The sequence below is a fragment of the Aeromonas sp. S41-2 genome (assembly GCF_027705845.1).
Taxonomy (GTDB): Bacteria; Pseudomonadota; Gammaproteobacteria; order Enterobacterales; family Aeromonadaceae; genus Aeromonas; species Aeromonas hydrophila.
In genome coordinates, this window is record NZ_JAPDCG010000001.1 from 424,707 (window position 1) to 450,849 (window position 26,143).

General features: G+C 62.4%; 29 protein-coding genes. 8 read left to right on the forward strand and 21 right to left on the reverse strand.

From position 1 onward, the window contains the following. Positions 1 to 13 precede the first annotated feature (13 nt). The 6 genes from OKC44_RS01935 to OKC44_RS01960 all read left to right on the forward strand — a co-directional run bounded on the left by OKC44_RS01935 (position 14) and on the right by OKC44_RS01960 (position 6,406). Positions 14 to 958, forward strand: coding sequence for a pseudouridine synthase (locus OKC44_RS01935; protein WP_270810719.1), 945 nt, complete (start codon positions 14 to 16; stop codon positions 956 to 958). A gap of 95 nt (positions 959 to 1,053) precedes the next feature. Further along, positions 1,054 to 1,521, forward strand: coding sequence for an NUDIX hydrolase (locus tag OKC44_RS01940; RefSeq protein WP_044799537.1), 468 nt, complete (start codon positions 1,054 to 1,056; stop codon positions 1,519 to 1,521). A gap of 158 nt (positions 1,522 to 1,679) precedes the next feature. Continuing rightward, positions 1,680 to 2,786: a tRNA 2-thiouridine(34) synthase MnmA gene (mnmA, locus tag OKC44_RS01945; RefSeq protein ID WP_139749851.1), complete on the forward strand. Its 1,107-nt coding sequence runs from the start codon at positions 1,680 to 1,682 to the stop codon at positions 2,784 to 2,786. Positions 2,787 to 2,998: 212 nt separating this feature from the next. Next, positions 2,999 to 3,613 (forward strand): high frequency lysogenization protein HflD, encoded by a 615-nt coding sequence (gene hflD, locus OKC44_RS01950; RefSeq protein WP_005334622.1) that lies wholly within the window; start codon positions 2,999 to 3,001, stop codon positions 3,611 to 3,613. Positions 3,614 to 3,739: 126 nt separating this feature from the next. After that, positions 3,740 to 5,110: an adenylosuccinate lyase gene (gene purB, locus OKC44_RS01955; RefSeq protein ID WP_201354471.1), complete on the forward strand. Its 1,371-nt coding sequence runs from the start codon at positions 3,740 to 3,742 to the stop codon at positions 5,108 to 5,110. Positions 5,111 to 5,275: 165 nt separating this feature from the next. Next, complete coding sequence (locus OKC44_RS01960; protein ID WP_270810724.1) at positions 5,276 to 6,406, forward strand: ribosomal protein uL16 3-hydroxylase; 1,131 nt, start codon at positions 5,276 to 5,278, stop codon at positions 6,404 to 6,406. Positions 6,407 to 6,464: 58 nt separating this feature from the next. On the opposite strand, the gene OKC44_RS01965 is transcribed toward OKC44_RS01960, so the two are convergent. From OKC44_RS01965 to OKC44_RS01990, 6 genes are all read right to left on the reverse strand, one after another. Further along, on the reverse strand, positions 6,465 to 6,986 hold the full coding sequence (locus OKC44_RS01965; protein WP_011705313.1) for a GNAT family N-acetyltransferase: 522 nt from the start codon (positions 6,984 to 6,986) through the stop codon (positions 6,465 to 6,467). 32 nt (positions 6,987 to 7,018) lie between these two features. Continuing rightward, the gene (locus OKC44_RS01970; RefSeq protein ID WP_270810727.1) at positions 7,019 to 8,635 is read right to left on the reverse strand and encodes a GNAT family N-acetyltransferase; all 1,617 of its coding nucleotides are present in this window, start codon (positions 8,633 to 8,635) and stop codon (positions 7,019 to 7,021) included. Then, the gene (locus OKC44_RS01975) at positions 8,635 to 9,249 is read right to left on the reverse strand and encodes a glutathione S-transferase family protein (RefSeq protein ID WP_270810729.1); all 615 of its coding nucleotides are present in this window, start codon (positions 9,247 to 9,249) and stop codon (positions 8,635 to 8,637) included. Before OKC44_RS01975 ends, OKC44_RS01970 begins: the two co-directional genes overlap by 1 nt. 29 nt (positions 9,250 to 9,278) lie before the next feature. After that, a complete protein-coding gene (pdxH, locus tag OKC44_RS01980; protein ID WP_011705310.1) occupies positions 9,279 to 9,917 on the reverse strand; it encodes a pyridoxamine 5'-phosphate oxidase in 639 nt (212 codons plus the stop codon). A 172-nt stretch (positions 9,918 to 10,089) separates the two neighbouring features. Next, positions 10,090 to 10,413: a hypothetical protein gene (locus tag OKC44_RS01985; RefSeq protein ID WP_270810731.1), complete on the reverse strand. Its 324-nt coding sequence runs from the start codon at positions 10,411 to 10,413 to the stop codon at positions 10,090 to 10,092. Next, positions 10,410 to 12,389 (reverse strand): reprolysin-like metallopeptidase, encoded by a 1,980-nt coding sequence (locus tag OKC44_RS01990; RefSeq protein ID WP_270810732.1) that lies wholly within the window; start codon positions 12,387 to 12,389, stop codon positions 10,410 to 10,412. The genes OKC44_RS01985 and OKC44_RS01990 overlap by 4 nt, the downstream gene beginning before the upstream one ends. 209 nt (positions 12,390 to 12,598) lie before the next feature. Here OKC44_RS01990 and OKC44_RS01995 point away from each other — a divergent pair, with 209 nt between their 5' ends. Continuing rightward, positions 12,599 to 13,810, forward strand: coding sequence for an RsmB/NOP family class I SAM-dependent RNA methyltransferase (locus OKC44_RS01995; protein WP_270810734.1), 1,212 nt, complete (start codon positions 12,599 to 12,601; stop codon positions 13,808 to 13,810). A 77-nt stretch (positions 13,811 to 13,887) separates the two neighbouring features. On the opposite strand, the gene OKC44_RS02000 is transcribed toward OKC44_RS01995, so the two are convergent. Then, positions 13,888 to 14,232, reverse strand: a complete 345-nt coding sequence (locus OKC44_RS02000) for a Grx4 family monothiol glutaredoxin (protein ID WP_010673955.1) — start codon at positions 14,230 to 14,232, stop codon at positions 13,888 to 13,890. Between the two features lie 286 nt (positions 14,233 to 14,518). Between OKC44_RS02000 and sodB the strand changes: the two genes are divergently transcribed. Further along, a complete protein-coding gene (gene sodB / locus OKC44_RS02005) occupies positions 14,519 to 15,103 on the forward strand; it encodes a superoxide dismutase [Fe] (RefSeq protein WP_270810736.1) in 585 nt (194 codons plus the stop codon). A gap of 125 nt (positions 15,104 to 15,228) precedes the next feature. Here the strand turns inward: sodB and OKC44_RS02010 are convergent, their stop codons facing one another. The 14 genes from OKC44_RS02010 to OKC44_RS02075 all read right to left on the reverse strand — a co-directional run bounded on the left by OKC44_RS02010 (position 15,229) and on the right by OKC44_RS02075 (position 26,140). Beyond that, positions 15,229 to 16,041 (reverse strand): MlaA family lipoprotein, encoded by an 813-nt coding sequence (locus OKC44_RS02010; protein ID WP_016350065.1) that lies wholly within the window; start codon positions 16,039 to 16,041, stop codon positions 15,229 to 15,231. A gap of 80 nt (positions 16,042 to 16,121) precedes the next feature. Next, the gene (gene ccmI, locus OKC44_RS02015; RefSeq protein WP_270810738.1) at positions 16,122 to 17,396 is read right to left on the reverse strand and encodes a c-type cytochrome biogenesis protein CcmI; all 1,275 of its coding nucleotides are present in this window, start codon (positions 17,394 to 17,396) and stop codon (positions 16,122 to 16,124) included. Beyond that, the gene (locus tag OKC44_RS02020; RefSeq protein ID WP_011705303.1) at positions 17,393 to 17,872 is read right to left on the reverse strand and encodes a cytochrome c-type biogenesis protein; all 480 of its coding nucleotides are present in this window, start codon (positions 17,870 to 17,872) and stop codon (positions 17,393 to 17,395) included. The genes ccmI and OKC44_RS02020 overlap by 4 nt, the downstream gene beginning before the upstream one ends. Positions 17,873 to 17,883: 11 nt before the next feature. Continuing rightward, positions 17,884 to 18,414, reverse strand: a complete 531-nt coding sequence (locus OKC44_RS02025; protein ID WP_005298853.1) for a DsbE family thiol:disulfide interchange protein — start codon at positions 18,412 to 18,414, stop codon at positions 17,884 to 17,886. After that, complete coding sequence (locus tag OKC44_RS02030) at positions 18,411 to 20,366, reverse strand: heme lyase CcmF/NrfE family subunit (RefSeq protein ID WP_045790303.1); 1,956 nt, start codon at positions 20,364 to 20,366, stop codon at positions 18,411 to 18,413. The genes OKC44_RS02025 and OKC44_RS02030 overlap by 4 nt, the downstream gene beginning before the upstream one ends. Positions 20,367 to 20,448: 82 nt before the next feature. Beyond that, positions 20,449 to 20,940, reverse strand: coding sequence for a cytochrome c maturation protein CcmE (gene ccmE, locus OKC44_RS02035; RefSeq protein ID WP_011705301.1), 492 nt, complete (start codon positions 20,938 to 20,940; stop codon positions 20,449 to 20,451). Beyond that, positions 20,937 to 21,143 (reverse strand): heme exporter protein CcmD, encoded by a 207-nt coding sequence (ccmD, locus tag OKC44_RS02040; RefSeq protein WP_011705300.1) that lies wholly within the window; start codon positions 21,141 to 21,143, stop codon positions 20,937 to 20,939. The genes ccmE and ccmD overlap by 4 nt, the downstream gene beginning before the upstream one ends. A gap of 2 nt (positions 21,144 to 21,145) precedes the next feature. After that, positions 21,146 to 21,886: a heme ABC transporter permease gene (locus tag OKC44_RS02045; protein ID WP_011705299.1), complete on the reverse strand. Its 741-nt coding sequence runs from the start codon at positions 21,884 to 21,886 to the stop codon at positions 21,146 to 21,148. A 163-nt stretch (positions 21,887 to 22,049) separates the two neighbouring features. Next, positions 22,050 to 22,718, reverse strand: coding sequence for a heme exporter protein CcmB (ccmB, locus tag OKC44_RS02050; RefSeq protein WP_011705298.1), 669 nt, complete (start codon positions 22,716 to 22,718; stop codon positions 22,050 to 22,052). A 5-nt stretch (positions 22,719 to 22,723) separates the two neighbouring features. Next, complete coding sequence (gene ccmA, locus OKC44_RS02055) at positions 22,724 to 23,359, reverse strand: cytochrome c biogenesis heme-transporting ATPase CcmA (RefSeq protein WP_270810741.1); 636 nt, start codon at positions 23,357 to 23,359, stop codon at positions 22,724 to 22,726. Positions 23,360 to 23,513: 154 nt separating this feature from the next. After that, the gene (locus OKC44_RS02060) at positions 23,514 to 23,900 is read right to left on the reverse strand and encodes a DUF2802 domain-containing protein (RefSeq protein WP_270811303.1); all 387 of its coding nucleotides are present in this window, start codon (positions 23,898 to 23,900) and stop codon (positions 23,514 to 23,516) included. Positions 23,901 to 23,918: 18 nt separating this feature from the next. After that, complete coding sequence (locus OKC44_RS02065; RefSeq protein ID WP_005298836.1) at positions 23,919 to 24,407, reverse strand: chemotaxis protein CheW; 489 nt, start codon at positions 24,405 to 24,407, stop codon at positions 23,919 to 23,921. Between the two features lie 69 nt (positions 24,408 to 24,476). After that, positions 24,477 to 25,349, reverse strand: a complete 873-nt coding sequence (locus tag OKC44_RS02070; RefSeq protein WP_270810742.1) for a chemotaxis protein CheW — start codon at positions 25,347 to 25,349, stop codon at positions 24,477 to 24,479. Beyond that, positions 25,346 to 26,140, reverse strand: coding sequence for a ParA family protein (locus tag OKC44_RS02075; RefSeq protein ID WP_011705294.1), 795 nt, complete (start codon positions 26,138 to 26,140; stop codon positions 25,346 to 25,348). The genes OKC44_RS02070 and OKC44_RS02075 overlap by 4 nt, the downstream gene beginning before the upstream one ends. Between the last annotated feature and the right edge of the window lie 3 nt (positions 26,141 to 26,143).

Consider the following 26,143-nt stretch of genomic DNA (forward strand, 5'->3'; position numbering starts at 1 on the left):
CCCTGTTTTTGGTATGCATGCGATGAAATCAGCCCGCCCCCGTCTCTCCCTCTCCGCCCGTCCCGACGCCGAACGTTCGGCCAGCGGACCCGCCGCCACGGCGCGTCCATCCCAACGCCGGGAGGCGCAACACGCCATGAGAGACAAGGAGGGTGAGCGCAAACCGGCCCCCGCCCCGGCCGATCGCAAGCTGCTGCTGTTGAACAAGCCCTACATGGTGCTCTGTCAGTTCACCGACGAGGCGGGCCGAGAGACCCTCAAGGATTACATCAAAGAGCCCGGCATCTATGCCGCGGGCCGGCTAGACCGCGACAGCGAGGGGCTGTTGCTGCTCACCAACGACGGCAAGCTGCAGGCGCGCCTCACCCAGCCGGGGGAGAAGACCCCCAAGACCTACTGGGTGCAGGTGGAAGGAGTGCCGAGCGAGGAGAAGCTGGCAGCCCTGCGCGCCGGCGTGGAGCTCAACGACGGCATGACCCTGCCCGCCGGGGCGCGCATCATGGATGAACCGGCCGTGTGGCCACGCAACCCGCCCATTCGCGAGCGCAAAGAGATCCCCACCTGCTGGCTGGAGATCAAGATTGTCGAGGGGCGCAACCGCCAGGTGCGGCGGATGACCGCCCACATCGGTCACCCCACCTTGCGCCTTATCCGCTACGCCATCGGGGAGTGGACCCTCGACGCGCTGGCACCGGGGGAGAGCCGCACCCTGCCCGCCCCCGAACTGGCAGCGGCGCCACGGCAATATGCAGCACACGGCAAGCCGCGCACATCCGCCAAGCCACAGGGAACAGGCAGCCACAGTGCACCACGAGCGGCCCGCCGCCCCCAGCATCAGGGCCAAGAGCAGGCACCCGGCCAAGGGCTGGGCAGCCGCGAGGCCGAGCCGCGCCCTGGCAATCGCAGCGGCGGACGCGGCACTGCCCGTCGCCCGGCCCGCAGCAAGCCGGCGGAATAACACGAGTAAGCCATTTGGCCAGCGTGCCATCACCTGAACAGCGCAGTTGAATCCAGCGCCCCGCCGGGGCACAGCCAACCAGACAAGGAGTCCCTATGAGCGATCACCCACCGCTGCCCACCCGCCTCACCGTGGCCGCCCTGGTACACTGGCAGGGCCGCTTCCTGCTGGTGGAAGAGGAGATCAAGGGCCAGCGCCGCTTCAACCAGCCTGCCGGCCATGTGGAGCCGGGGGAAGATCTCATCCAGGCGGCCTGCCGCGAGCTGAAGGAGGAGACCGGGCTCACCGCAGCCCCCACCGGCTGGCTCGGGGTCTATCTCTACAAGCCGGCGGACAGCGAGGCCACCTTTGTGCGCACTGCCGTCATCTTCGACCTTGAAAAGGCGCCGGGTCAGCACCATCCAGAGGATCCTGATGGCGACGTGCTGGCCTGCCACTGGCTCACCCTGGCGGAGATCGCCGAGTGCAAACCGGCCCTGCGCAGCCCCCTGGTGTGGCAGTGCATTCAGGACTATCTGGCCGGCACCAGGCTGCCGCTGTCGGCCCTCAAAGCTTTCATTTAAGAGCCGTTGGAAGCTCTTTTTGACGCGATCGGGCCGAGACAAGAAAAACGATTTCCTGCTGCCGGGTTCCTGATGGGAACGGCGGCATGGATATGTGACCGGGGGCGCGAAATTCTGGTAGAATACGCCCCGTTTAAACGAACTGGTAACTTCGACTAATGACAGACAACAGCCAAATCAAGGTGATCGTCGGCATGTCCGGCGGCGTGGATTCTTCCGTCTCGGCCTACCTGCTCCAGCAGCAGGGCTATCAGGTCGAAGGCTTGTTCATGAAGAACTGGGAAGAAGACGACACGGACGAGTACTGCTCTGCCGCCCAGGATTTGGCTGATGCCAAGGCCGTCTGCGACAAGCTGGGGATGAAACTCCACACCATCAACTTCGCCGCCGAGTACTGGGACAATGTGTTCGAGCACTTCCTCGAAGAGTACAAGGCCGGCCGTACGCCGAACCCCGATATCCTGTGCAACAAGGAGATCAAGTTCAAGGCGTTCCTGGAGTTTGCCGCCGAAGAGCTGGGGGCCACCTACATCGCCACCGGCCACTATGTGCGCCGTGACGACAGCACCGGCCGCCCGCGCCTGCTGCGCGGTCTCGATACCAACAAGGATCAGAGCTACTTCCTCTACACCTTGAGCGAAGCTCAGGTGGGTCAAAGCCTGTTCCCGGTCGGGGATCTGGAGAAGCCGGAGGTGCGCCGCATCGCCGAACAGCTCGATCTCATCACCGCCAAGAAGAAAGACTCCACCGGTATCTGCTTTATCGGTGAGCGCAAATTCAAGGACTTCCTGGCCAAGTTCCTGCCCGCCCAGCCCGGCCCCATCGAAACCGTGGACGGCAAGGTGATCGGCGAGCATCAGGGGCTGATGTACCACACCCTGGGCCAGCGCAAGGGACTTGGCATCGGTGGTCGCAAAGATGCCACCGAAGAGGCCTGGTACGTGGTCGACAAAGAGGTGGAGCGCAACGTGCTTGTCGTGGCGCAGGGCGAGCATCCCCGTCTCTACTCCGATGGCCTGATTGCGAGCCAGCTGCACTGGGTGGATCGCACCCCCATTCGCGCGCCGCGCCGCTGCACCGTCAAGACCCGCTATCGGCAGGAAGATATCCCCTGCCTGATCCAGCCCATCGACGATGAGACCATCCGGGTCATCTTCGACGAGAAGCAGGCTGCGGTCACCCCGGGTCAATCCGCCGTTTTCTACGACGGGGAAGTGTGTCTGGGCGGCGGCATCATCGAACAACGTTTCAGCCATCCGGTCTAAGGGCTGGGCGCTCACGAGCGTCCGCGCTGCACTCCCTTCTCCCCTCGCGGGAGAAGGGTTGGGGATGAGGGGATAACCCCCCTCACCCTGACCCTCTCCCTGAGGGAGAGGGGACAAAGACAAAACAGCACAAGGCAGCGATACATGATTGGCAACTTCCAGGCCGAATCATGGCATCGGCCAGTGAATGAACAGAACAGGGCTGTGAAGATATGAGCGACAAATTCCAAGACAGAACCATGGCCTTTGCCGGCATCTGCCAGGCCGCCTATCTGGTGCAGAAGGTGGCCCGTGATGGCAGCTGCGACGAGGCGGCCCTGCGCGAGAGCCTCTCCAGCATTCTGGTGACCAACCCGAGCCAGCCGCTCGAGGTGTTCAACAACACCCATCTGGCCATTCGCGACGGCTACCGCGCGCTGGTCGAGCAGCTGGGCGCCGACGGCAGCCAGAAGAATGCCGAGCTGACCCGCTACGTGGTGAGCCTGATTGCGCTGGAGCGCAAGCTGGCCAAGCGCAAGGACATCCTCAACATGCTGGGTGAGCGGATCAGCCAGATTGGCCGCCAGCAACAGCACTTCGATCTGCTCGACGAGCAGATCCTGGCCAACATGGCGAGCATCTACAGCGACCTTATCAGCCCGATCGGCCCCAGAATCCAGGTGGCGGGTACCCCGCTGTTCCTGCAGCAGCCGTTGGTGCAGCACAAGGTGCGCGCCCTGCTGCTGGCCGGCATCCGGGCCTGCGTGCTGTGGCGTCAGCTCGGCGGCAGCCGCACCCAGATCATCTTCGCTCGCAAGAAGATGGTGGAGCTGGCCAAACGTTACTAATCATCGGCTCGCGCGCGGGCCGAGGGATCACAGCAAGGCGGGCAGCCGCACATCCCCTTGCTGACGACCCGGGCCCACGCGCGAGTGGATACGGATCCCCCACACCAATCATCAGGAGTTCACCCCATGGAGCTGTCCGCGCTGACTGCTGTTTCCCCGATTGACGGTCGTTATGGCGACAAGGCCGATGCCCTGCGCCCTATCTTCTCCGAATTCGGCCTGCTGCGTTTTCGCGTCGAAGTCGAGGTGCGCTGGTTGCAAAAACTGGCCAGCCACGCCGGGATCCCGGAAGTCCCTGCCCTGAGCGCGGCCGCCAGTGCCCTGCTCGACGGCATCGTCAGCAACTTCAACGAGCAGGATGCCGCCCGCATCAAACAGATCGAGCGCACCACCAACCATGATGTGAAAGCGGTGGAGTACTTCCTCAAAGAAAAAGTCGAAGTGAACCCGGAGTTGGCCGCCATCAGCGAGTTCATCCACTTCGCCTGCACCTCGGAAGACATCAACAACAACTCCCACGGCCTGATGCTGAAAACCGCCCGCGAAGAGGTCATCAAGCCTTATTGCGAGAAGCTGATTTCCGAGCTCAAGCGTCTGGCTCACGAGTACCGTGACATGCCGCTGCTGTCCCGTACCCACGGTCAGCCGGCGACCCCGAGCACCATGGGCAAGGAGATGGCCAACGTCGCCTACCGGCTGGAGCGCCAGTACAAGCAGATCATGGCGGTGGAGATCCTCGGCAAGATCAACGGCGCGGTCGGCAACTACAACGCCCACATCAGCGCCTACCCGGATGTGGACTGGCACCAGTTCTCCGAGGAGTTCGTCACTTCCCTCGGCCTTTCCTGGAACCCCTACACCACCCAGATCGAGCCGCACGACTACATCGCCGAGCTGTTCGACGCCATGGCCCGCTTCAACACCATCCTGATCGACTTCGACCGCGACGTGTGGGGCTACATCTCCCTGGGCCACTTCAAGCAGCGCACCATCGCCGGCGAAATCGGCTCCTCCACCATGCCGCACAAGGTCAACCCCATCGACTTCGAGAACTCCGAAGGCAACCTAGGGTTGGCCAACGCCGTGTTCCAGCATCTGGCGAGCAAGCTGCCTATCTCCCGCTGGCAGCGTGATCTCACCGACTCGACCGTGCTGCGCAACCTGGGGGTGGCGGTGGGTTACTCCCTGATTGCCTATCAGGCGACCCTCAAGGGTATCTCCAAGCTGGAAGCCAACGACGCCGCCATGGCTGCCGATCTGGATGCCAACTGGGAAGTGCTGGCCGAGCCGATCCAGACCGTGATGCGCCGTTACGGCATCGAGAAGCCCTACGAGAAGCTCAAGGAGCTGACCCGTGGCCGCCGCGTCGATGCCGAAGGGATGCGTACCTTTATCGACACCCTGGAATTGCCGGAAGCCGTGAAAGTCGAGCTGAAGAAGCTGACCCCGGCCAACTACATCGGCGACGCCCAGCGTCTGGTCGATCTGCTGAAATAAGCGGATAAGTGACACCACCGGGGCCCTGTGCATGATCTGCAACAGGGCCCCGGTTATTTTATGTGGCACCCTATACACCCTTTGCAAGAGGTCTTGCCCGAGGCCAGCCACCGCCTCCGGCAAGACCTCTCTTGACCTTTGTCGAACCCTTTGACGAGAAGATCTATGTACCAACTCAATCTGGATATCGCTCACTTCCTCGAGCACTACTGGCAGAAGCGCCCACTGCTCATCAAGGGCGGCTTCACCGACTTTCAGGATCCCATCAGCCCGGACGAGCTGGCGGGTCTGGCCATGGAAGAGGTGATTGAATCGCGCCTCGTCACCCGCTTCAACAACAAGTGGGAGGCAGCTCACGGCCCCTTCGAATCCTACGATCACCTGGGTGAAGAGAACTGGACCGTGCTGGTACAGGCCTGCAACCACTGGGCTCCCGAGGTCAACGAGCTGGCACTGCCGTTCCAGTTCATCCCCGGCTGGCGTTTTGACGACGTGATGGTGAGCTTCTCCACCCCTCACGGCGGGGTCGGTCCCCACATCGACAACTACGACGTCTTCATCACCCAGGGCCAGGGCAAGCGCCACTGGCGCGTCGGCGATGCAACGCCGCGAAGCGAGTTCGCCGCCCACGCGGCCCTGCTGCACTGCGAGCCGTTCGAGGCGATCATCGACGTCATCATGGAGCCGGGCGATATCCTCTACATCCCGCCTGGATTCCCCCACGAGGGCTACGCCATCGAGCCCTCTCTGAACTTCTCGGTAGGCTTCCGCGCGCCGGATGCCAAGGCGCTTATCTCCTCCTTTGCCGATCACCTGATCGACAACGAGGTGCGAACCGAGCGTTACGGCGATGCCGACCTCAAGCCTTGCGCCCGTCACGGCGAGATCCAGCCCCACGAGCTGCACCGTCTGCGCGAGCTGATGCAGCAGGCCCTCGATGACGAGACCCTGTTCAAGGAGTGGTTCGGCACCATGATCTCCGAGGCCAAGCACGATCTGGACGTCAATCCGGTGGAGCCGGACTACAGCGCCGAGGAAGTGGCCGACCTGCTGACACAGGGCGAGCCCGCCATCAAGGTGCCGGGTCTACGCACCGTCTGGTTCAGCGGCGAGAGCCAGCAGTGCTACATCGACGGCGAAGCCTGGACCATGCCAAGCGAGGATGCGGCCGCCATTTCGCTCTTGTGCGACAAGGACATGGTTACCCAGGCCGACATGGTGGAGCTTGCCGATCAGGCCGGCTTCCTGCAGCTGCTGACCCGGCTGGTCAACCGCGGTTACTGGTTCTTCAGCTGAGCTGACGGACAGAGATAAAAAAGGCGCCCGAGGGCGCCTTTTTCACAGATATGACCATTCATGCCTCGAGCGGCGCTTCGTCAGGTAGCTCGTCAAACAGCGGGTGGTAGAGCACTTCGCCCTGCATCCCGGTCAGACCGCCTTCCTGCAGTTCCATCGCCATGAAGCAGTCGGCGGGCACCTCGTAGATGCAGTGCAGGCCGAACTCGCTGGCGGGGCGAAAACCGAAGCGGCTGTAATAGGTCGGGTCACCCAGCACCACCACCGCCTTCCAGTCCATTTCCAGCGCCGTGTCCAGCCCCTCGCGTACCAGATCCGACCCTATGCCCTGCCCTTGCCAATCGGGATGGACCGCCACGGGCGCAAGACCGAGCCAGGGCCCTTCCATGCCGTTAATGGTGATCGGGCTCAGCATCAGGTGCCCCATGAACTCGTACTCCTCCTCCTCGACCATGGTCACCACGGCGGCGCCACATTCGCGCAGGCGGTTGACCAGTTCGGCCTCGTCGGAACGGCCAAAGGCGGCGCTCACCAGGTCATAGACCGGCAGCATGTCGCCGGGGCGCTCGGTTCTCAGCATACAGCGTTACTCCTCGTACAGCAGAGCGGGCATTATTCCACAAACTGACCGCCGCCCTGAGCACCTTTGTCGAGAAATGGGAGGGTGGACTCAGGAAACCGCACGGCCAGCAGGCGCAGCAGTGCTTGCAGATCGCTCGGTTGCAGGGTGGTGATGGCCACCCGATAGGCCGCAAACAGCTCGGCATCCGTCTGCTCCAGCCAGCTCAGCGTCTGGTCAGGCCCGCGATGCCAGCGTCCGGCCAGCTCGTCGATGAGGGCGGGCAACTCCACCAGCAGCCAGAGCTGGTGATAACGGCGGCTGACGCCATTCCCCTGTGTGTTCTCGCCGCTCGCCCGGCGGGCCAAGGTGCCCAGCCAGCCGAGCCGCTGACGCCGCTCCGCCAGCGTGAGCGGTGCCGGCCCCTGGCGCTGCAGGCTGGCCAGCTGCTGCAGATAGGCCAGCCCCTGCTCTTCATGGTCCTTGAGCAGCAGCCCCCGGTACAAGTAGAGCTGGTCCGGCTCGGCCTGCGCCAGCACAGCCTGATCGTGATACTCCAGCGCCAGTGGCCCGTCGCCCTCCCGCTCGGGCAGGGAGTCGACAGCCAGTCCGCTCTCTGGCTCCGGCTGCGCCAGAAAGAGGGCCAGCCGCCTCGGCTCACCCTCCTCGGCGCCTGCTTGCAGGATGGCCGCCACCACCCGTTCGTCGGCCAGCAGAGGGGCTAACTGCCGTGTCAGCGGCACCGCCAGCGTCTGGCTTCGCTCCAGCTGCCAGTAGCTCACCTCGCACGGCGGCTGACCACTCAGCTCACGCCGACCGCAATAGCGCATGCCAAGCTTGGCCATCACCCGGCCGGAGGCCAGATTGCCTGGCATATGGCGGGCGGTCAGCACCGGCAGTTGCAGCCGGTCAAACGCAAAGGCCTTGACCAGCCGGGCGGCCCGGGTCGCCAGCCCGCGATTTTGCCAGGGCACACCCACCCACCAGGCGAGCTCGCCGTTCCAGTGCAGCGAGATCACCCCCACCAGCGGTGCATGGCCCTGCCCCGCTGGCAGGGTCAGCGCCCAGCTCCAGCCCAGCCCGAGCGCCGCCTTGCGCCAGCAGCCGGCCAGCCAGTCGCGAGCCGCCTCCGGCGGGTAGGGATGGGGGATGTTGAGGGTGTAGCGGGCGAGCGCCGCATCGCTGCAATAACGCACCACATCGGCCTCATCGCGCGCCAGCAGGGGACGCAGTTGCAGGGCAGGCCCCGACGGCGAGGCGGGCTCGGCCAGCACTGGCATCGTCAGGCGGCGGGCCAGCAGGCGGTTGAGTACGGCGCCCAGATCGTCTGACGCCGTCAGCGTCAGATCGGCGCCCTGTGGCCCCAGCGTCAGCAGTCCCTCCTCCCGGGCCAAGGTCAGCAGGGAGGCAGAGCCGCTGATCAGGATCTGGCGGCTCGGATCCCTCGCGGGCTGGGCAGGCAAGTCACCATCCAGCCAGGCGGCCAGCAGCGCGCTGGCCGAACGCACGCCATCGGGCGGACAACAGGACCAGAGTCCGCCGGTGTCGCTCGGCAAACGCTCATCGGCCTTGCTCTGCAGCAGCAGCCAGCGACCGCCCTGCCGTTGCCAGGCCTGCAGCACCGGCGCCCAGTGGGGCTGCCACAGAGCACGCTCGATCAGCAGCTCCATCAGCCGGCCTGACAGGCTGCCGGCAGGCTCAGGTGACGGGGATGCGCCTCGAGGCGGGCGATCCAGTCGCGAATAGCTGGCCAGCCCTGCAGCGAGAAGATCCCCTCCTCCGCCACATGGGTGTATGCGTAAAGCGCGATGTCGGCGATGGTCGGGGACTCACCGCACAGGTAGGGACTCTGCTTGAGCTGCTGCTCCAGCACCGCCAGCGCCTTTTCGCCGCCGGCTTTGAGCCCGTCGAGGCGCGCCTCCTGAGACTCCGGCCGCCCCAGATAATGCACGATGAAACGGGCTACCGCGATATAGGGCTCATGGCTGTACTGCTCGAAGAACAGCCACTTGAGCACCTCGGCCTGCTGACGCGGCTCGGTCGGCCACAGGGGCGAGCCCTGCGCCAGATAGAAGAGGATGGCGTTGGATTCCGCCAGGGTATCGCCGTGGGCCAGCTCCAGCACCGGGATCTTGCCGTTGGGGTTGATGGCCAGAAAATCGGGGGTATGGGTCTCCCCCACCAGCACATCCACCGGCACCCAGTCGAGGGGCAGTTCAAGCCAGCGGGCCAGCAACCAGGGCTTGTAGCAGTTGCCGGACTTCAGATCGCCATACAGACGCATACAGACTCCTTGTCAGCGGCAGCGGGCACTCAGGGCGCCAGCCGCTCGATGTGCCAGCCTTCCCCCTCGCGGGTGTAGTAGAAACGGTCGTGCAGGCGATGCTCACCCCCCTGCCAGAATTCGACCGTGTCGATCCGCACTCGAAAGCCGCCCCAGAAGCTTGGCAGCGGCACTTCGCCATTGGCAAATTTCTGCTTGAGCTCGAGGAATTTGGCCTCCAGCACGCCGCGCGCCGAGATGCGGGTCGACTGCTGGGAAACCCAGGCGGCGATCTGGCTGTCCTTGGGGCGACTGTGGAAGTACTTCATCACCTCGAAGGTGCTCATCTTCTCCACCCGGCCGGTCACATGCACTTGTCTATCCAGCGTGTGCCAGGGAAACAACAGGCTGATGCGGGGGTTGCCCTCCAGCTGATGCGCCTTGCGGCTGCCCATGTTGGTGTAGAACACCATGCCCTCGGCATCGTAATGCTTGAGCAGCACGGTGCGCTGCCAGGGCTGGCCGTCGGCATCGACGGTGCCCACCACCATGGCGGTGGGATCGGTCAGCTTGGCCTCGCACGCCTGGGCCAGCCACTTCTCGAACAGGGCGAGGGGCTCGGCCGGCAGATCGGCCCGGTGCAACCCACCCCGGGTGTATTCGCGGCGCAGATCGGCTACATCCATCATCTTGATTTTCCTTCTCTCTTTGCCGCCCATGCGGCCATGCGTGCTGGCATTGTGCGACGAGCACGCCATGGGTACAAGCCTTGTGACCGGCAAATGGCGGCTGCAAAAAAAGAGGGAGGCTCACGCCTCCCTCCCTTGGTATGCCCTTCGTACGCTCTTGCTACGCGCAGGCTTATTGCTTGCCAGAGGCCGCGGGACAATGCGCCAGCATGCGCCGGTTGTAATCCGCCGCGTAGGCCGCCAGCTTGGCCTGGGCCTCTTCCTGCCCGGGCTTGATGACATCCCCCAGGCCATCGAGGTAGCGCACGCCACAGCGGGTCTTGGCCGAGGCCTGCTGCTCCGGCGCGATGCCGGGCGCCACCTCGCCGCGCCCGGCCCGCACGATCAACCGGTAATCCTGCTTGGCCAGACTGGCGCTGACCGCCTGCTCCAGCGTATCGGCATCGGCCTGACAGCCGCTAAGCAGAGACACCAGCACCAGCCAGCCAGCCCTCATCCGCGCCTCCGTTGCCAACCCAGCAGGGCCAGCGCCAGAGTCCAGAGACCGAGGGCACCACCGCCGCCACCGCCCGAGCTGCCGCCGCTTTGGGCGACAGGCAGCTTGGCCGGACTGATGGCAAAGAAGATGTTGTCGCTGCAGGCCACCTTGAGGCGGGCGGCGCTGGCCAGATCCGCCGGCAGGGTGACGGTGGCGGCGCCGCTGTTGGGCTGGCTGACCGCCAGATTGCTCCAGCTGGCCCCCTCGTTCTGGGTGATGAACAGATCCACCTTCCTGCAGCTGATCGGCGCCAGCGTGGTGCCGGCCACATCCCAGCTGACCGCCTGGCTTGCCCCCGGCGTCAATGCCACCCCAAGCGGGGCGGTCAGCCGAAAAGCGCTGCCGGTGTTGACCACTTGGACCTTCATGTCGTCGCTGGCGACACCGCCCTTGCCGTCACGCACCGTCAGCCGGAAGTTGAGATCCCGGTTGGTGGTGGGCCAGGCCTCGCCCTTGGCGAGCGTGCCCGAAAGCAGGGAGGGCAGGCTCGGCAGGATCCGCTCCGGCGAGCCGGTCGGCGACACGAAACGGAACAGCGGCCGGCTGCCGTCGTCCACCATGGTGGCCGGGCTGCTCGACTCCGTGCCCAGATCGATCTGCTCCCAGGTGTAGGTCAGGGGATCCCCGTCCAGATCGGCGCCGGCCCCCTTGAGCACGAACGGCGTATTGGCCGGAATGATGCGGCTGGCCCCGGCCGCCGCCTGGGGCGCATTGTTGACGAGGTTGAGGGTGGTGCCGCAGGCCGGCACGGTCGCCATGTGCGCCCGCATCTGCTCGATGGACTTGCTGTGGAAATAGGGGTCGCTGTGGGGCTGGATGTTCTCGTCCCCGCAGATCCCGGCATAGGCCATGATGGAGGTGCCGCTGCCCGGCTCCCAGGCTTGGGTCCCCTCCCGATTGCCGCTGCCACAACTGTTGGTGGTGCCGTTGAAGGTGTGGTCGGCGCCGAACTGGTGGCCAATCTCATGGGCCACGTAGTCGATAAAGAAGGCATCCCCCACCGGGGTGGCTGAGCCGGTCATGCCCTGCGAACGGGTGGCGGTACAGAGCGCACCGAGATTGGCCAGCCCGCCGCCCCCGGTATTGACCACATGGCCGATGTCGAACTGTCCAAGCGGCGCACTGGGCAGGGTCTGGGCATTGGCCTGCACCACGCTGTTGATGTCGACGTCGGCATCACCATTGGTGAAGGGATCGCTGGCCGGATCGGTAAAGATGATGTTGTCGTTGCCGCTGGCCAGCTGAAACTCGGCCCCCACGTCACGCTGGTACACCTCGTTGACCCGGTTGAGCAGGGTGGCGATGGCCGCAGTGGCCAGCACCTTGGAGCCACCGTGGAACCGGGTGTATTCCCCCGCCGCCGAGATGGCGATGACGTAACGCTTGCGCACGTTGCCATCCACCTGCACCTTGTGCGCCAGCGCCCTGCTGGCCTCGCTGCCGATAACCTTGTCCGCGTCCTCCTCCAGCCGGCTGTAGGCATCCTGCTGGTAATAGACGGCATAACCGTCGGCATTGCGCAGCGGGTCGACGAATACCGTCTTGCCCTGATGGGTGAACATGGCGTGAAAACCCAGCGGCCCCAGGTCAAAACGTCCCGTCTCTACCGGTGCCGCCGGGTTATGGCCCTTGAAGGTCAGGATCTCGGGGAATTTGGCCGCCTGATCGGCCGGCAGCAGATCATAGGCCTGCAGGGTGAAGGTCACCTCTCCCCCGTCGGGCAACGGCAGGGTCAGCGAACGGGCCCCGGCCTGCAGGCCGGCAAAATAATCGATGGGCACCTTGGCGACCCGAAACTGGTTGGCCCGCACTTCATAGCCGTCGGCGGCGCTGGCGCGCGCCGCCACCGTGTCCCACTCCTTGGCCGCGAGGCCACTCGAGCTCATCAGGCTGGCCACCACCAGCGCCAAGGGAGAAAATTTCATCAACTGCATCTTTTTAGTCCTTTTAAATGCACTCACCCAAACTGCAACTGGCATCATTTGCCTGCCGCCCTGCTTAGTCCAGCACCAGCTAGCGGATATTCCCCGAATGGGGAGTGTTGCACCAACCCTGTCTAGCCCCTATCATTGCGCGGATTTATCAGTTTTTGAGCCGCGTCACCATGACGACGGTTCGTCTTTATCTGACCAAGGTTAATCTCATGCTCAAATCCCCACTGTTGCCCCGTTTCGGGGACCTGGTCGTTGCCATTGTTGACGATGTGCTGGGCCAGGGTCTCACCCTGGACCGCGCCTATGCCCGTCACTTCTCCGGCATCGAACTCAAACCGCAAGAACAGGCAAGGATTGCCCTGGTCACCGGCGATCTGCTGCGTCGCCTCAGCCTCTATTGCGCCCTGACCGGCATCCAGGTCCGTCAGGCCGAGAAGAACGTCTGGCCACTGCTGCACAGCTGGCACGCTTTTCACAAGATAGCCCAACCCAACCATCCGACACTGGATCGCTTCAATGAAGAGGCGTTTCGTCGCCGTCTGACCGAAGCCAAGAAGAACCCGGTGCTGATGGATGGTTGCCCGACCTGGCTGGAAAAACTTGGCAGCGAGCAACTGGGCGAAGCCTGGCCTGCCGAGCGTGCCGCGCTGGCCTGGATGCCCAAGCGTTACCTGCGGGTCAACAGCCTCAAGTGCACCCGTGAAGAGCTGCAGGCCGCACTGGCCAAAGAACAGGTCACCACCATTCCAGTGGAAGGGGTCGATTCGGCCCTGCAAGTGACCTCGGATGCCGCCCTGTTTCGTACCAAGGCCTTTGCCGATGGCTGGTTCGAGCAGCAGGATGCCGGCTCCCAGCAGGTTGCGGCCGCGCTGGAAGTGAGCCCTGGCATGCGCGTCATCGATGCCTGCGCCGGTGCCGGCGGCAAGACCCTGCATCTGGCCGCCATGATGGAGGGCAAGGGCCGCCTGCTGGCGATGGATGTGGAAGAGTGGAAGCTCGAAAACCTCAAACAGCGTGCCCGCCGCGCCGGGGCCCACAACGTGGAGACCCGGGTGATCACCAGCAGCAAGACCGTCAAGCGCCTCAAAGAGAGTGCGGATCGCGTGCTGCTGGACGTGCCCTGCTCCGGCCTCGGCGTGCTCAAGCGCAATCCAGATGCCAAGTGGCGCGACACCGCCGAGCGGCTGTCGGTACTGGTTGCCCTGCAGGCGGAGATCCTGCAGCGCTACAGCCAGATGGTGAAGGTGGGTGGTCTGCTGGTCTATGCAACCTGCTCCATCCTGCCGGAAGAGAACCGTCAGCAGGTGGACAAGTTCCTCGCCGCCAATGAAAACTACCGCCTGCGGGATGACCACACCGTCAGCCCGGCCGCCACCGGCTTCGATGGCTTCTACATGGCACGCATCGAACGCATCGCCTAATGCCTGTAGTGAAATAAAGCTGTGAAATAAAAAAGGGGAGCCACTGGCTCCCCTTTTTGCATGATGCAGCTGCTGCCTTATTCGGCGGCGGCGTCATCCTGCTTGTGTTTGGCGGCAGTTTCCTTGATCAGGGTCTGCAGCTCGCCAGCCTGGAACATCTCGATCATGATGTCGCAGCCACCGACCAGCTCACCTTCCACCCACAGCTGGGGGAAGGTCGGCCAGTTGGCAAACTTCGGCAATTCGGCGCGGATATCCGGGTTTTGCAGGATGTCGACGTAAGCAAACGGCTCGCCACAGGACATCAGGGCCTGGGAGGCCTGGGCAGAGAAACCGCAGCTGGGTAGCTTGGGGGAGCCCTTCATGTACAGAATGATGGGGTTTTCAGCCAGCTGCTGTTTGATCTTTTCAATAGTTTCCATAGGTGCCTCACTAGAGCGATTTCGGCGGCCATTCTACTGCAATCCGGGCAGACCACAAACTGGCAAACCACCTCGGATGCAAGAAGTGATGAATCAATACGCCGCAGCTTGATCCGGATCATGGCGAGAATCAAGAGTTGTTAGCCCATCTTTGATGCTGGTACAATCGATGGGCTTTGGGCCATCTGGCCCCCTTATTTCAAGAACAATTCTTTTCAAGATAGAAAAGAGTACGCAATGTCTTGCAACCGTCGCCTTCGCACGGCCAGCCAATGGAGAGTAGAAAATGGCATTCGAACTTCCCGCTCTGCCCTATGCAATCAATGCTCTGGAACCGCACATCTCCCAGGAAACTCTGGAATACCACCACGGCAAGCACCACAACACCTATGTGGTCAACCTGAACAACCTGGTGCCGGGTACCGAGTTTGAAGGCAAGTCTCTGGAAGAGATCATCAAGACCTCCACTGGCGGCATCTTCAACAACGCCGCCCAGATCTGGAACCACACCTTCTACTGGCACTGCCTCTCCCCGAACGGCGGTGGCGAGCCCACTGGCGCCCTAGCCGATGCCATCACCAAGGCCTTCGGCTCCTTCGTCGAGTTCAAGGATGCGTTCACCAAGTCCGCCATCGGCAACTTCGGTTCCAGCTGGACCTGGCTGGTGAAAAAGGCTGACGGCTCCCTGGCCATCGTCAACACCTCCAACGCCGGTTGCCCGCTGACCGAAGCCGGTACCACTCCGCTGCTGACCGTCGACCTGTGGGAACACGCCTACTACATCGATTTCCGCAACCTGCGTCCGAAGTACATGGAAACCTTCTGGACCCTGGTCAACTGGGAATTCGTGGCCAAGAACCTGGCTGCCTGATAGCTCCCGTTCTAGCTAAAACGCCCCGCTCTTGCGGGGCGTTTTTTTATGCCTGTGCAACAGTAGAGACGAAAAAGGCGCCCGCAGGCGCCTTTGTTACATCACTCGAGCAGGATGCGCTGGCATCACTGGTCGATTTCATCCAGATAGTCGTCCAGATTGCTGTCGTCTTGCTTCTCCTGCTGCTCTTGCTTGAGCTCGGTCTGACGGCCGGTCACCTTGTTCTGGTTGTACTGCAGATAGAAGTCCTTGGTCAGGGCGTAAGGATCGAGCGCGTTGTCGATGATCCGCTCCTGATCGATCAGCTTGGAGCGGGTACCCAGCCCATCCAGCGCCCAATGCACCACCTTCAACGGGAAAGTCAGCAAGGCATAAGGGAAATACAATGTATCCACGGTATCCCCCACCAGCTTGCGGGTGGTGGTCGGGCCGTAGACCGGCACCATCAGGTAGGCGCCATCACCGATATCGGCGCGGCCCAGCACGGTATTGAGCTCCAGCTTGTTGCGCGCCAGACCGGCATGCTTGGCCACATCGAAGATACCCAGCAGACCCACGGTAGTGTTGAGGGTGAAGCGACCCAGGTTGGTGCCCGCCCCCTTCAAATCGCCGGTGATGAGATGGTTGACCATGCTGCTCGGCTCGTTGAAGTTTTCCACCAGGTTTTCGATGCCGTCCTTCATTCCCTGCGGGATATAGCGGGCGTAGCCATGCACCACGGGACGGGCCACATAGGGCTCCAGCACATCGTAGTTGACGGCCCACATGGCCCGGTTGGCGCCCTGGAACGGGTCACGACCATCGCTGGCCGTGCTGGTTGCACCGGGCCGGCTCGGCGTCTCCTTGAGGTCAAGGCTCTCAGGCCCCTGCTTGGGCGGGCCGCCAGCACAGCCGCCCAGCAACAAGGCCACCATCAATGCCCCTACACGCACATACATATGGAAGTCCTAGCTTTTTATTGTGATTAATCTGAATTATAGGCAGCCCGGCCCCATCGAGGGGCCGGGCCAAAGGCGTATTAGAGGGCGTGATCGATGCGGATGTCAATCGGCGCTGAAGGAATCGAACCGGTGGCGACCGGAACGGAGACGCCTTCAAACGCCCCTTCCTTGTTCATGACGTTGCCGCCACGGGAGAGGCGCGCCTTGAACTGCAGCTCGGGGTAGGCAGCCAGCTTGTTGCCTTCCATCATGGCGTCACCGTCACCCAGCGACAGGGTCAGCGGGAAGTGCGGCCCCGGGATACGCTTGACCGCGATGGGCATGGGCGGTCCGTTGGGGATCACCGCAAACACGAACAGATGGGCATCTTCCGGCAGTGCAATGCCATCGGCCAACGTCACCTTGAGCGGGAACTCGCCGGCCTTCACCTCCAGCACCTGGTCAGAGGCCGCGTTCTGCCCGCTCGCCTCAGCCGGCACAGTGGCACTGGCCATGCCGCGCTTCTTCAACTGCTGCTCGGCATAGTCGATGGAGCGCTCCACCATGGTGTAACGGGTCGAGCCCTTCTCCATCAGCGGCAACATCTCGCGCCAGCGTTGCAGGGCGGTCTTGAAGTCCTCTTTTTGCAGCGCCATGAAGGCGTAGACGGAGCGCGCCTCGATATTGGCCGGCTCCTGGGCAATGGCTACCCGCAGCAGCTGATCGGCCTGCGCGTCATCCCCTGTCATCATCAGCGCCTGGGCGTAGGGCACCGCCACCATCGCCTTCTGCGGGGCTAGCCCGTAGGCCCGCTCCAGCGCCTCGCGGGCCATCTCGGGATCATTGCCATCCAGTGACAGCCGACCCAGCAGCAGCCAGCCGCGATAATCGTTCGGCTCGTCCTTCAGACGGGTGCGCAGGGCCAGGGTGAAGTCCAGCAGATCCTGCTCGGTGACCTCGGCGTCCCGCTCCACCAGGATGCGGTTGCTGAGCTCGCCCAGCCGGCTGTTGGCATCCTGCCAGCGGCTGACCTCCTGCCAGGAGCCGAGCTTGTAGTAGAGCCCCAGGCTCACCACCAGCAGCACCAGCACACCCGGGATCCAGATCATGCTCTTGCCGCCGCGGGCGGTCTGCTCCACGTCGGGGATGTCGTCCAGCAGGCTGCGTTGCAGCTCAATCAGGGAGTCCTGCTCTTCCGCCAGCACCCCTTGCTCGCGCTCTTCCCCGATCTCCAGCAGACGCTGGCGATAGAGCTGTTTGTTGAGGGCCGAGCGGCTGATGCTCTGCTTGCCCTCACCCCGCCACAACGGCAGCACCAGCGCCAGACTAACCAGCGCCAGCAGGGCCGCGATCACTATCCAAAATGCGGTCATTGTTTCTCTTCCTCTTTGAGCAGGGCAGCCAGACGACGCTGCTCCTCCGCGCTCAGGGCGCTATCCGCCGGCGTGGCAGCCGCGGGACGACGGCGACTGCGCACCACCACCATGACGACACCGATGACGATCACCAGCAGAGGGCCGAGCCAGAGGATCAGGGTCGATGCCATCAGCGGCGGGTTGTACAGGATGAAGTTGCCGTAGCGGGCGACCATGTAGTCCACCACTTCCTGCTTGTCCTTGCCCTCGCGCACCATCTGGTAGGTCTTGTCCCGCAAGTCCTTGGCCAGGCCCGCGTTGGAGTCGGCGATATCCTGGTTCTGACACTTGGGACAGCGCAGCTCCTTGGTCAGCTCGCGAAAGGTCTGTTCCTGGGCGTCGCTGTCGAAGGTGTAGACATCGATGGCGGCCAGCGCCTGGCCCGCCCCGCCCAGTCCTGCCAGCAGCAGCAGGGACGCAATAAACATTCTCATCAGGCTCTCCCTCACTTCATGGCGTCATAGATGGGTTTGAGGGTGCTGGCCCACACCTCGGGGTTGACGTCCCCCACGTGGCGATAGCGAATGATGCCCTGACTGTCGATGAAGAAGGTCTCCGGCGCGCCGTAGACCCCCAGATCCAGCCCCAGCATGCCGTCGGGATCATAAAGATTGATCTGGTAGGGATTGCCGAGCTCCGCCAGCCAGTTGATGGCCTTGGCGCGTTCATCCTTGTAGTTCATGCCGACGATGTAGATCCCCTGCCCCGCCAGCTGCTTGAGGTAGGTGTGCTCCCCATAGCAGGTCGGGCACCAGGTGGCCCAGACGTTGAGCAGCATGGGGCGCCCCTTGAGGATGCTCCTGTCATGCTGCTTATTGAGGTCGTAGATGTCCTGCAGGGTGAACACGGGCACTTCCTTGCCCACCATCACGGACTCGAGCTTGGTGGGATCGGAGTAGAGCCCCTTGAACAAAAACACGGCCCCCAGCAGAAACACGATGAAGGGGATCAGAAACAACCAGGTCTTCTTGCTCATGCCTTGGCCTCCTCGTCACGGCGACCGAAACGGTAGCGCTTGTCCAGCATCGCCAGCACGCCGCCGATGGCCATGAAGACGCCGCCGAACCAGATCCAGCGCACGAAGGGTTTGTAGTAGATCCGCACCGCCCAGGCGCCGCTGTCGAGCTGCTCGCCGAGCGCCGCGTAGAGATCCCGGGTGAAGCCGGCATCGATGGCCGCCTCGGTCATCGGCATCCGGGTCACCTTGTACATGCGTTTCTCCGGCTTGAGCAGGGCGACCTGCTTGCCGTCCTTGTGCACTTCCAGCACGCCCTTGAAGCCGTCGTAGTTGGGGCCGTTCTTCTCCTTGATGCCGGTGAAGACGAACTCGTAGTCGGCAAACTGGACCCGATCGCCGGCCTGCATCCGCAGATCCTTCTCGATGCTGTAGTTCTGGGTACAGGCGATGCCGATGATGCTCACCGCAAGGCCCACGTGGCCCAGGATCATCGCCCAGTGGCTGTTGCCAAGGCGGCGTACGCCGACGGTGAAGCTGTGCTTGTGGGTGGCACGCACCCAGGTCTCCTGCACGCTGGTCACGATGATCCAGGCGCCAAGCCCGATACCGAGCGCAGCCCAGGGCTTGAACTCCTCGGCCAGCAGCAGCGGCAGCAAAATGGCGGCGGCCAGGCTCAATACCAGCGCCAGCACCACCTTGCCCTTGAGCTCGCCCAGCTCCTGGCGGCGCCAGCGAAACAGCGGGCCGACCCCCAGCAACAGGGCGAACGGAATGATCAGCCAGCTGTAGATATGGTTGAAGAAGGGAGTACCGATGGAGATGCTACCCAGCCCCAGCTCCTTGTGCACCAGCGGTAACAGGGTGCCGAGCAGCACGGTCAGCAAGCCCGCCACCAACATGATGTTGTTGCACAGCAGCAGGGTCTCACGGCTCCACAACTCGTGCTTGCCGTGGCTTCTCACCTGAGAGCCCTTGAAGGCAAACAGCAGCAAGGATGAACCGATTACCGCCAGCAGGAAGCCCAGAATGAACAGGCCACGGGTCGGGTCGGAGGCAAACGCATGCACCGACACCAGCACGCCGGAGCGCACCAGGAAGGTACCCAGCAGGCTCAGAGAGAAGGCGGAGAGCGCCAGCAGCACGGTCCAGGCCTTGAAGGTGGCGCGCTTTTCACTCACCGCCAGCGAGTGCAGCAGGGCGGTACCCGCCAGCCAGGGCATGAAGGAGGCGTTTTCTACCGGATCCCAGAACCACCAGCCGCCCCAGCCGAGCTCGTAATAAGCCCACCAGGAGCCCAGCACGATACCCAGGGTGAGGAAGACCCAGGCCGCCATGGTCCAGGGACGCGACCAGCGCGCCCAGGTGGCATCGAGCCGGCCAGTCATCAAGGACGCGATGGCAAAGGCGAAGGCCACCGAGAAGCCCACATAGCCCATGTAGAGCATCGGCGGGTGGAAAATGAGACCGGGATCCTGCAACAGCGGGTTGAGGTCGCGCCCATCCACCGGGAAGTAGGGCAAGGTGCGGATGAAGGGGTCGGAGGTAAACAGCACGAAGGCGGTAAAACCGACCGAGATGAGGCCGAGCACGCCGAGCACCCGCGCCACCGCGTCGAGCGGCAGGCGACGGCTGAACATGGCGACGGCCGCAGTCCAGCCCCCCAGGGTCAGCACCCACAGCAGCAAGGAACCCTCGTGGGCGCCCCACACCGCGGAGATGCGATAGGCCAGCGGCAGCAGGCTGTTGGAGTTGGTGGCCACGTACTGCACGGTAAAGTCGTTGTCGATGAAGGCCCAGGTCAGGCACAGGAATGACAGCAACAGCAGCAGGAACTGGGCATAGGCGAGCGGGCGGGCCGCCGACATCATGCCAAGGCGCCCCCATTTGGCCCCGAGCAACGGATAGCTGCCCAGCAGCAGGGCAGTGGCGAAGGCCAGGATCAGTGAAAACTGTCCCAATTCAGGGATCATGGCTGAACTCCTTTCAAATGAGCCGCAGCACGAACCTGTAAACCGGCTTGAAAAGGTGAAAACGGTGCGAATGCTGCCGGGATCATTGCTTGCTCCCCTTCAGCTGCGCCTCGGTATATTCCGGCTTGAAGTGCATGCCGTTGGTGGCATCGGCCACTTCCGGCGGCATGTAGTTCTCATCGTGCTTGGCCAACACCTCGAAGGCGGCGACCGTGGTGGCATCCTTGAGGGTGCCCTGGGCAACGATGCCCTGCCCCTCGCGGAACAGGTCCGGCAGGATGCCGTCAAACTCGACGGTCACCAGATGCCCGCCGTTGTCCACCAGCTTGAAGGCCACCTTGAGGCTCTGGGGATCCCGCTGTACCGAGCCCGGTACCACCAGACCGCCGATGCGCAGGCGCTGCCCCTCTTCCGGCTTGATCTTGTCCGGCCCCTTGCCCTCCACCAGCTCGCTAGGGGTATAGAAGAGATCGATGTTCTGGCTGAGGGCATAGAGCACCAGGCCGATCACCGCGGCAAGCCCGGCACTGATCGCCAGGATGATGGTGAGGCGTTTCTTGCGTCTCGGGTTCATAGGGTGTTCTCCATCTGCTGGGCCGCCTTGCGGCGGGCCTCGCGCGCCTGCTTGTTGCGCAGTTCACCAAGCAGGGCGCGGGTTTTCATACGGGTGGAAATGACGATGCCGACCAGGCAGAGCAGGGTCAGACCGAAAGAGAGCCAGACGTAGAAGGCGTAACCGCCCATCGCCAGAAAGTCACTGAATGAGGCAAAGTGCATGCTTACTTCTCCTGCTCGGCTATCTCTTTGACCCAGGGGCGGTGCCACTCCCGCATCAAGAGCTCGTTTCGAAAACGCATCAGGGAGAGAGCCCCGAGGAAGGCGGCAAAGGCCAGGATCATGATAAGCAGCGGCCACAGCATTTCGGGGGAGATGGAAGGCTTGTCAAACTTGGTGATGCTGGCGCCCTGGTGCAGGGTGTTCCACCACTCCACCGAGTAGTGGATGATGGGCAGGTTGATCACCCCCACCAGCGCCAGGATGCCGGCGGCGCGACCGGCCAGCACCTTGTCGCTGAAGGCGTTGTAGAGGGCGATGACACCGAGGTAGAGGAACAGCAGGATCAGCTCGGAGGTGAGTCGTGCATCCCACACCCACCAGGTGCCCCACATGGGTTTGCCCCAGGCGGCGCCGGTAAACAGTGCGATGAAGGTGAACACGGCGCCGACCGGCGCGACCGCGGCCACCGTCATGTCCGCCATCCGCAACTGCCACACCAGACCGATGAAAGCAGCCACAGCCATGGTGGAGTAGGCCCCCATGGAGAGGATCGCGGCCGGAACATGGATGTAGATGATCCGGAAGGAGTCGCCCTGCTGATAATCCGCAGGTGCAAAGGCCAGCCCCCAGAGGGTGCCGATGATGAATGCCAGCAGGCTTGTCACGGCAAACCAGGGCAGCAGGGTCCCTGCCAGCTGGTACGCGCGCTCGGGTTTAGCGTAAGGGTGCAACCATTTCCACATAGCTCACAAAACCTTTCTGTTATTAATATCGTGGCGAGGCCTACCATACCCACTGCCGGAAAACATCACATCCCCCGAAAGCAATAAGCAGCCATCCTCTTGATCTATCTCAATTATATTTTTTATAACGGCCCTTCCATGGCCACTTTTTCAGACGCTTTCGTCAATTCACGCTGACTCGCAGCGCCGCCGAGACCGCCAGCGGGGTCAGGGTCAACGCACCGGCCAGCATGGCCCCCAGAATCGCCAGCTGCCCCGAATAGGGCAGCCCCATCCCCGCCGCATCGATGGCGGAGGTGGCAAAAATCAGTACCGGAATATAAAGCGGCAGGATCAGCAGGCTGAGCAGTACGCCCCCCTTGCGCAAACCGACCGTCAGGGCGACGCCGACCGCCCCGAGCAGGCTCAGCACCGGCGTCCCCAACGCCAGGGTGGCGACCACCGCCAGATAAGTGTTCATGTCCAGTGACAGCAGAATGGCGAGCAGCGGGGAGATGAGCAGCAGCGGCAGGCCGGTCAGCAACCAGTGAGCGATCACTTTGGCCAGCGCCAGCAAACCCAGCGGATGGGGCATCAGCATCATCTGCTCCAGCGCACCATCGCCAAAATCGTCGCGAAACAGCCGCTCCAGCGACAGCATGGCCGCCAGCAGGGCGGCCACCCAGATGATGCCAGGGGCGATGCGGGCCAACAGCTTGGGCTCGGGGCCGATCCCTAACGGAAACAAAGTGATGACGATGAGGAAAAACCAGAGCGGGTTGAGGATGTCGGAGCGCTGGCGCAAGGCCATCAACAACTCGCGGTGGATCAGGTGCATTACGGCGCGCAACATCAGAACTACTCCTGCAGCAAGGGCGTGAGAGAGAGGGTCTTCAACCGTCCCTGCATCAGGGTCATGTCCTGATGGGTGGTGAGGATCACCATGCCCCCTCGCTCGGCGTGGGTCAGGAACAGCCGTTCCAACACCTTCACCCCCTGCTTGTCGATGGCGGTGAACGGCTCATCCAGGATCCAGAGCGCCGGCTTGTCGCTGAGCCACAGGCGGGCCAGCGCGACACGGCGCTGCTGGCCGGCAGAGAGCTGACCGGTGGGGTTGTCTTCAAACCCGGCCAGACCGACCTGGGCCAGTACCCGCCACAGATCCACGCAGGTGTCGGCCGCATGATGCAGTTTCTGGTAGAAGGCGAGGTTTTCGAGCGGTGTCAGGGCAGCCTTGACGCCAGGCTGATGACCGAGATAGAGCAGATTGGCGTGATATTCATCGCGACAATTGCGGATATTTTCGCCATTCCAGCACACTTCACCGGCAAATGGTTGGGACAAGCCGGTCAGCAAGCGCAGCAGGCTGGTCTTCCCTACCCCGTTGGGGCCTTCAATTTGCACCAGATCTCCGGGAGCCACCGCAAAGGAGAGATGTTCAAACAGAGTGCGATCTTCACGCACGCAGCTCAGATTGTGAATTTGAAGCAGCATGAGGATGTAATCAGTGAAAAGAAGCGGCCTGCATATTAACACAGTATCGGGAAGCGTCTTTTCAAAGATGCCAATTATCAGCAGGATTTGTGGGGGAGATCCCGCCTTGAAGAGAGGGGAAGAAAATCAGGAAGGCGGATGCCTTCCCGAACATTCATGAGCGGCCTTTTCGCAATGAAATCAACAGTTCAACCTCGGCCTTAGGCAATTCACATTCATTCATGACCTCATCGAGGTCGGCGCCGAGCTCCACCATCTTGGCGGCGCGGCTGTACAGGCGGCGTTCAGGATCCTGCAGGGTCAGCTCCTGCTGGCGATCGTTGATCTGCTGCATGGCCCCTTCGACGGACTGCAGACGCTGGCCCATGCCGATGGCCCCGGTATGCAGCTCCATCATCTGCTTGCGCAGGCTCTCGAGCTGCCCTTGCAGCGTCTCCACCCTGGCCTCGGACTCTCGCTGGCCACGTCGGCTGCCAATCACCCCATACAGGGCCAGCACCAACGCCAGCAAGGACAACCCCAAGGCGGCAATTTCAATCATCAACACATTATCTTCCTATCAGAGGGAACCGATATCTTCCCACTCTTCATCGGAGAGCAGCTTGTTCAGATCGACCAGGATCAACAGCTGACCATCGCGGTTGCTGACGCCCTGAATGAACTTGGCACTCTCTTCGGTACCCACCGCCGGGGCCGCGTCGATCTCGGAGGAGCGCAGATAAACCACCTCGGCCACGCTGTCGACCATGATGCCGATCACCTGCTTCTCCGCCTCGATGATGACGATGCGCGAGTTTTCACTCACATCGCCGGAGGGCAGGCCGAAACGGGAACGGGTATCGATGACGGTGACCACGTTGCCGCGCAGGTTGATGATGCCCAGTACATACTCGGGCGCACCGGGCACAGGAGCGATCTCGGTATAGCGCAGCACCTCCTGCACCTGCATCACGTTGATGCCGTAGGTTTCATTTTCCAGCTGGAAGGTGACCCATTGCAGCACTTCATCTTCGGCCAGATTCTGTGCAATATTGCGCTTTTCTGTCATGTTTTTATTCCTTTTATGAAAACGTCTACTGGTAAAACTAGCAATAAAACAGCCCGAGTGCAGAAGTTATCAGCGACCTTCTATGTTGACCCCGCGCTCCAGCAACAGGAGCAATTCCTTCACGTGCAGCAGAGCACACATCTTCTCCTTGACCATGCCCGCCAGCCAGGGGCGTTTGCCCTCCTGATGGCGCCATTTGACCTGGTCACGATGCAACAACTCCGTTCCCTTCAGATGATGGCAGGCAAGTCCCCAGGGAGATTCACCCAACATGATCAAATACTTGTAATCAGGCACTTCCAGATGCTGGCCGGGCATGACCCACTGCGCCGTGTCCACCACGTTCATCTTCTGTTCGCGGGAAGTCATGATCCCCTTGTACCAGCCTGGCTGACCAAACAGGGTGTTCACTTCTCCCAGTTGATGAATACCGCCAAGCTCGGTCAACGGCACCGCAAAGGTGACACCGGCAACCTCAAAAAACAGCGCCTGAAACTCCTTGCCGGTATCGATATTCTCCCAGGTGGAGGGGGCAACCTCCTCCTGCAGCGCCAATGCAACATCGGTCTCCGTCACCACCAGCGTGGCAGGATCCGCAGCTGCGGGCTCGGGCATCACCTCGGGCCAGACTGGCTCGACGGGCAGCAGGGCATCTTCTGCCTCAATCTGGAGCGGCTCGCTGACGACCTCTTCATGGCTCAGCGCATCGATTTCAAACTGAACCTGACCGACCTGAGCCAGCAATTCACTCAACTGCTCCAGCCGTTGATCCGCTTCCAGATAGGGTTGCACTGCCTTATCGGCAACAGGCTGGGGCTGACGCTGCAACTGGATGACGGGGGCAGAGTCAGACTCGTCAGGCGAATCCAGCAGCAGCGCATCATCCAGCAACAGGGAGTGGAAGTAATCATCCATGGCCCGAACTTGGGTGGTATCTCTCATGATGTCACCTCATGAGCACGCTGACGCTCTTGCGCATCAAGATAGTTGAGCAGGGTCTCATAGGCATAGGTGCCACGGCTGCTCGGCGAATAGATGGAGGGGGGAATGTGAAGCAAACTGGCATCCCGGAACTTGGTATCTATGGGTATGACGGCATTCCATACCGCATTGCCGTGCTGCTCCTTGATGGACTGCAGAGTCATCAGCGAGGCACGGGTTCGCTTGTCAAACATGGTGGGAATGACGGTATAACGGAACTTCTCCCGCTTGGAGCGCTGCATGATTTCAAACGTCTTCATCATCCGCTCCAGCCCTTTGAGCGCCAGAAACTCGGTCTGCACCGGCACCAGGATCCGGTCACACGCCGCCAGCGCATTGACCATCATGACCCCCAAGACGGGCGGGCAGTCGATCAGCACATAATCGTACTGATCCTGAATGCGCAGCAGTGCTCGCTTGAGCACCAGCCCCATCCCTTCCCGATTGCCCATCACCCGATCCAGGGTCGCCAGGGTGATTGATGCGGGCAGCAGGTGAATGTTGTCAAACTTGGTGCGCAGCGTCAGTTTATTGACAAGCTCTGCCGTTGGTTTGACCGCCTGAAACAGCTCATAAAGAGTGCCATCCAGCCGGTCGGAATCAAAATCGAGATAAGAGGTCAGGGAGGCATGAGGGTCGGTGTCAATCAACAGCACCCGCTGACCGCGCTGGGCCAGAATACCGGCCAGCGAGACCACTGTGGTGGTTTTACCGACCCCACCCTTTTGGTTGGCAACCGTCCAAACAATCACTGT

Excerpts from the sequence above, each read along its gene's own strand:
- mnmA (WP_139749851.1), top strand. The coding sequence starts at position 1,680 with ATGACAGACAACAGCCAAATCAAGGTGATCGTCGGCATGTCCGGCGGC.
- OKC44_RS01975 (WP_270810729.1), bottom strand. The coding sequence starts at position 9,249 with ATGCGTCTGTATGGCGATCTGAAGTCCGGCAACTGCTACAAGCCCTGG.
- hflD (WP_005334622.1), top strand. The coding sequence starts at position 2,999 with ATGAGCGACAAATTCCAAGACAGAACCATGGCCTTTGCCGGCATCTGC.
- OKC44_RS02010 (WP_016350065.1), bottom strand. The coding sequence starts at position 16,041 with ATGTATGTGCGTGTAGGGGCATTGATGGTGGCCTTGTTGCTGGGCGGC.
- OKC44_RS02065 (WP_005298836.1), bottom strand. The coding sequence starts at position 24,407 with ATGACAGAAAAGCGCAATATTGCACAGAATCTGGCCGAAGATGAAGTG.
- OKC44_RS02060 (WP_270811303.1), bottom strand. The coding sequence starts at position 23,900 with ATGATTGAAATTGCCGCCTTGGGGTTGTCCTTGCTGGCGTTGGTGCTG.
- OKC44_RS02070 (WP_270810742.1), bottom strand. The coding sequence starts at position 25,349 with ATGAGAGATACCACCCAAGTTCGGGCCATGGATGATTACTTCCACTCC.
- OKC44_RS01960 (WP_270810724.1), top strand. The coding sequence starts at position 5,276 with ATGTACCAACTCAATCTGGATATCGCTCACTTCCTCGAGCACTACTGG.
- OKC44_RS01985 (WP_270810731.1), bottom strand. The coding sequence starts at position 10,413 with ATGAGGGCTGGCTGGCTGGTGCTGGTGTCTCTGCTTAGCGGCTGTCAG.
- OKC44_RS02030 (WP_045790303.1), bottom strand. The coding sequence starts at position 20,366 with ATGATCCCTGAATTGGGACAGTTTTCACTGATCCTGGCCTTCGCCACT.
- OKC44_RS01970 (WP_270810727.1), bottom strand. The coding sequence starts at position 8,635 with ATGGAGCTGCTGATCGAGCGTGCTCTGTGGCAGCCCCACTGGGCGCCG.
- OKC44_RS01995 (WP_270810734.1), top strand. The coding sequence starts at position 12,599 with ATGCTCAAATCCCCACTGTTGCCCCGTTTCGGGGACCTGGTCGTTGCC.
- ccmE (WP_011705301.1), bottom strand. The coding sequence starts at position 20,940 with ATGAACCCGAGACGCAAGAAACGCCTCACCATCATCCTGGCGATCAGT.
- OKC44_RS02025 (WP_005298853.1), bottom strand. The coding sequence starts at position 18,414 with ATGAGCAAGAAGACCTGGTTGTTTCTGATCCCCTTCATCGTGTTTCTG.
- OKC44_RS02000 (WP_010673955.1), bottom strand. The coding sequence starts at position 14,232 with ATGGAAACTATTGAAAAGATCAAACAGCAGCTGGCTGAAAACCCCATC.
- OKC44_RS01935 (WP_270810719.1), top strand. The coding sequence starts at position 14 with ATGCATGCGATGAAATCAGCCCGCCCCCGTCTCTCCCTCTCCGCCCGT.
- ccmA (WP_270810741.1), bottom strand. The coding sequence starts at position 23,359 with ATGCTGCTTCAAATTCACAATCTGAGCTGCGTGCGTGAAGATCGCACT.
- OKC44_RS02020 (WP_011705303.1), bottom strand. The coding sequence starts at position 17,872 with ATGAGAATGTTTATTGCGTCCCTGCTGCTGCTGGCAGGACTGGGCGGG.
- ccmD (WP_011705300.1), bottom strand. The coding sequence starts at position 21,143 with ATGCACTTTGCCTCATTCAGTGACTTTCTGGCGATGGGCGGTTACGCC.
- pdxH (WP_011705310.1), bottom strand. The coding sequence starts at position 9,917 with ATGATGGATGTAGCCGATCTGCGCCGCGAATACACCCGGGGTGGGTTG.
- sodB (WP_270810736.1), top strand. The coding sequence starts at position 14,519 with ATGGCATTCGAACTTCCCGCTCTGCCCTATGCAATCAATGCTCTGGAA.
- OKC44_RS01940 (WP_044799537.1), top strand. The coding sequence starts at position 1,054 with ATGAGCGATCACCCACCGCTGCCCACCCGCCTCACCGTGGCCGCCCTG.
- OKC44_RS01965 (WP_011705313.1), bottom strand. The coding sequence starts at position 6,986 with ATGCTGAGAACCGAGCGCCCCGGCGACATGCTGCCGGTCTATGACCTG.
- ccmB (WP_011705298.1), bottom strand. The coding sequence starts at position 22,718 with ATGTTGCGCGCCGTAATGCACCTGATCCACCGCGAGTTGTTGATGGCC.
- OKC44_RS01990 (WP_270810732.1), bottom strand. The coding sequence starts at position 12,389 with ATGCAGTTGATGAAATTTTCTCCCTTGGCGCTGGTGGTGGCCAGCCTG.
- OKC44_RS02045 (WP_011705299.1), bottom strand. The coding sequence starts at position 21,886 with ATGTGGAAATGGTTGCACCCTTACGCTAAACCCGAGCGCGCGTACCAG.
- purB (WP_201354471.1), top strand. The coding sequence starts at position 3,740 with ATGGAGCTGTCCGCGCTGACTGCTGTTTCCCCGATTGACGGTCGTTAT.
- ccmI (WP_270810738.1), bottom strand. The coding sequence starts at position 17,396 with ATGACCGCATTTTGGATAGTGATCGCGGCCCTGCTGGCGCTGGTTAGT.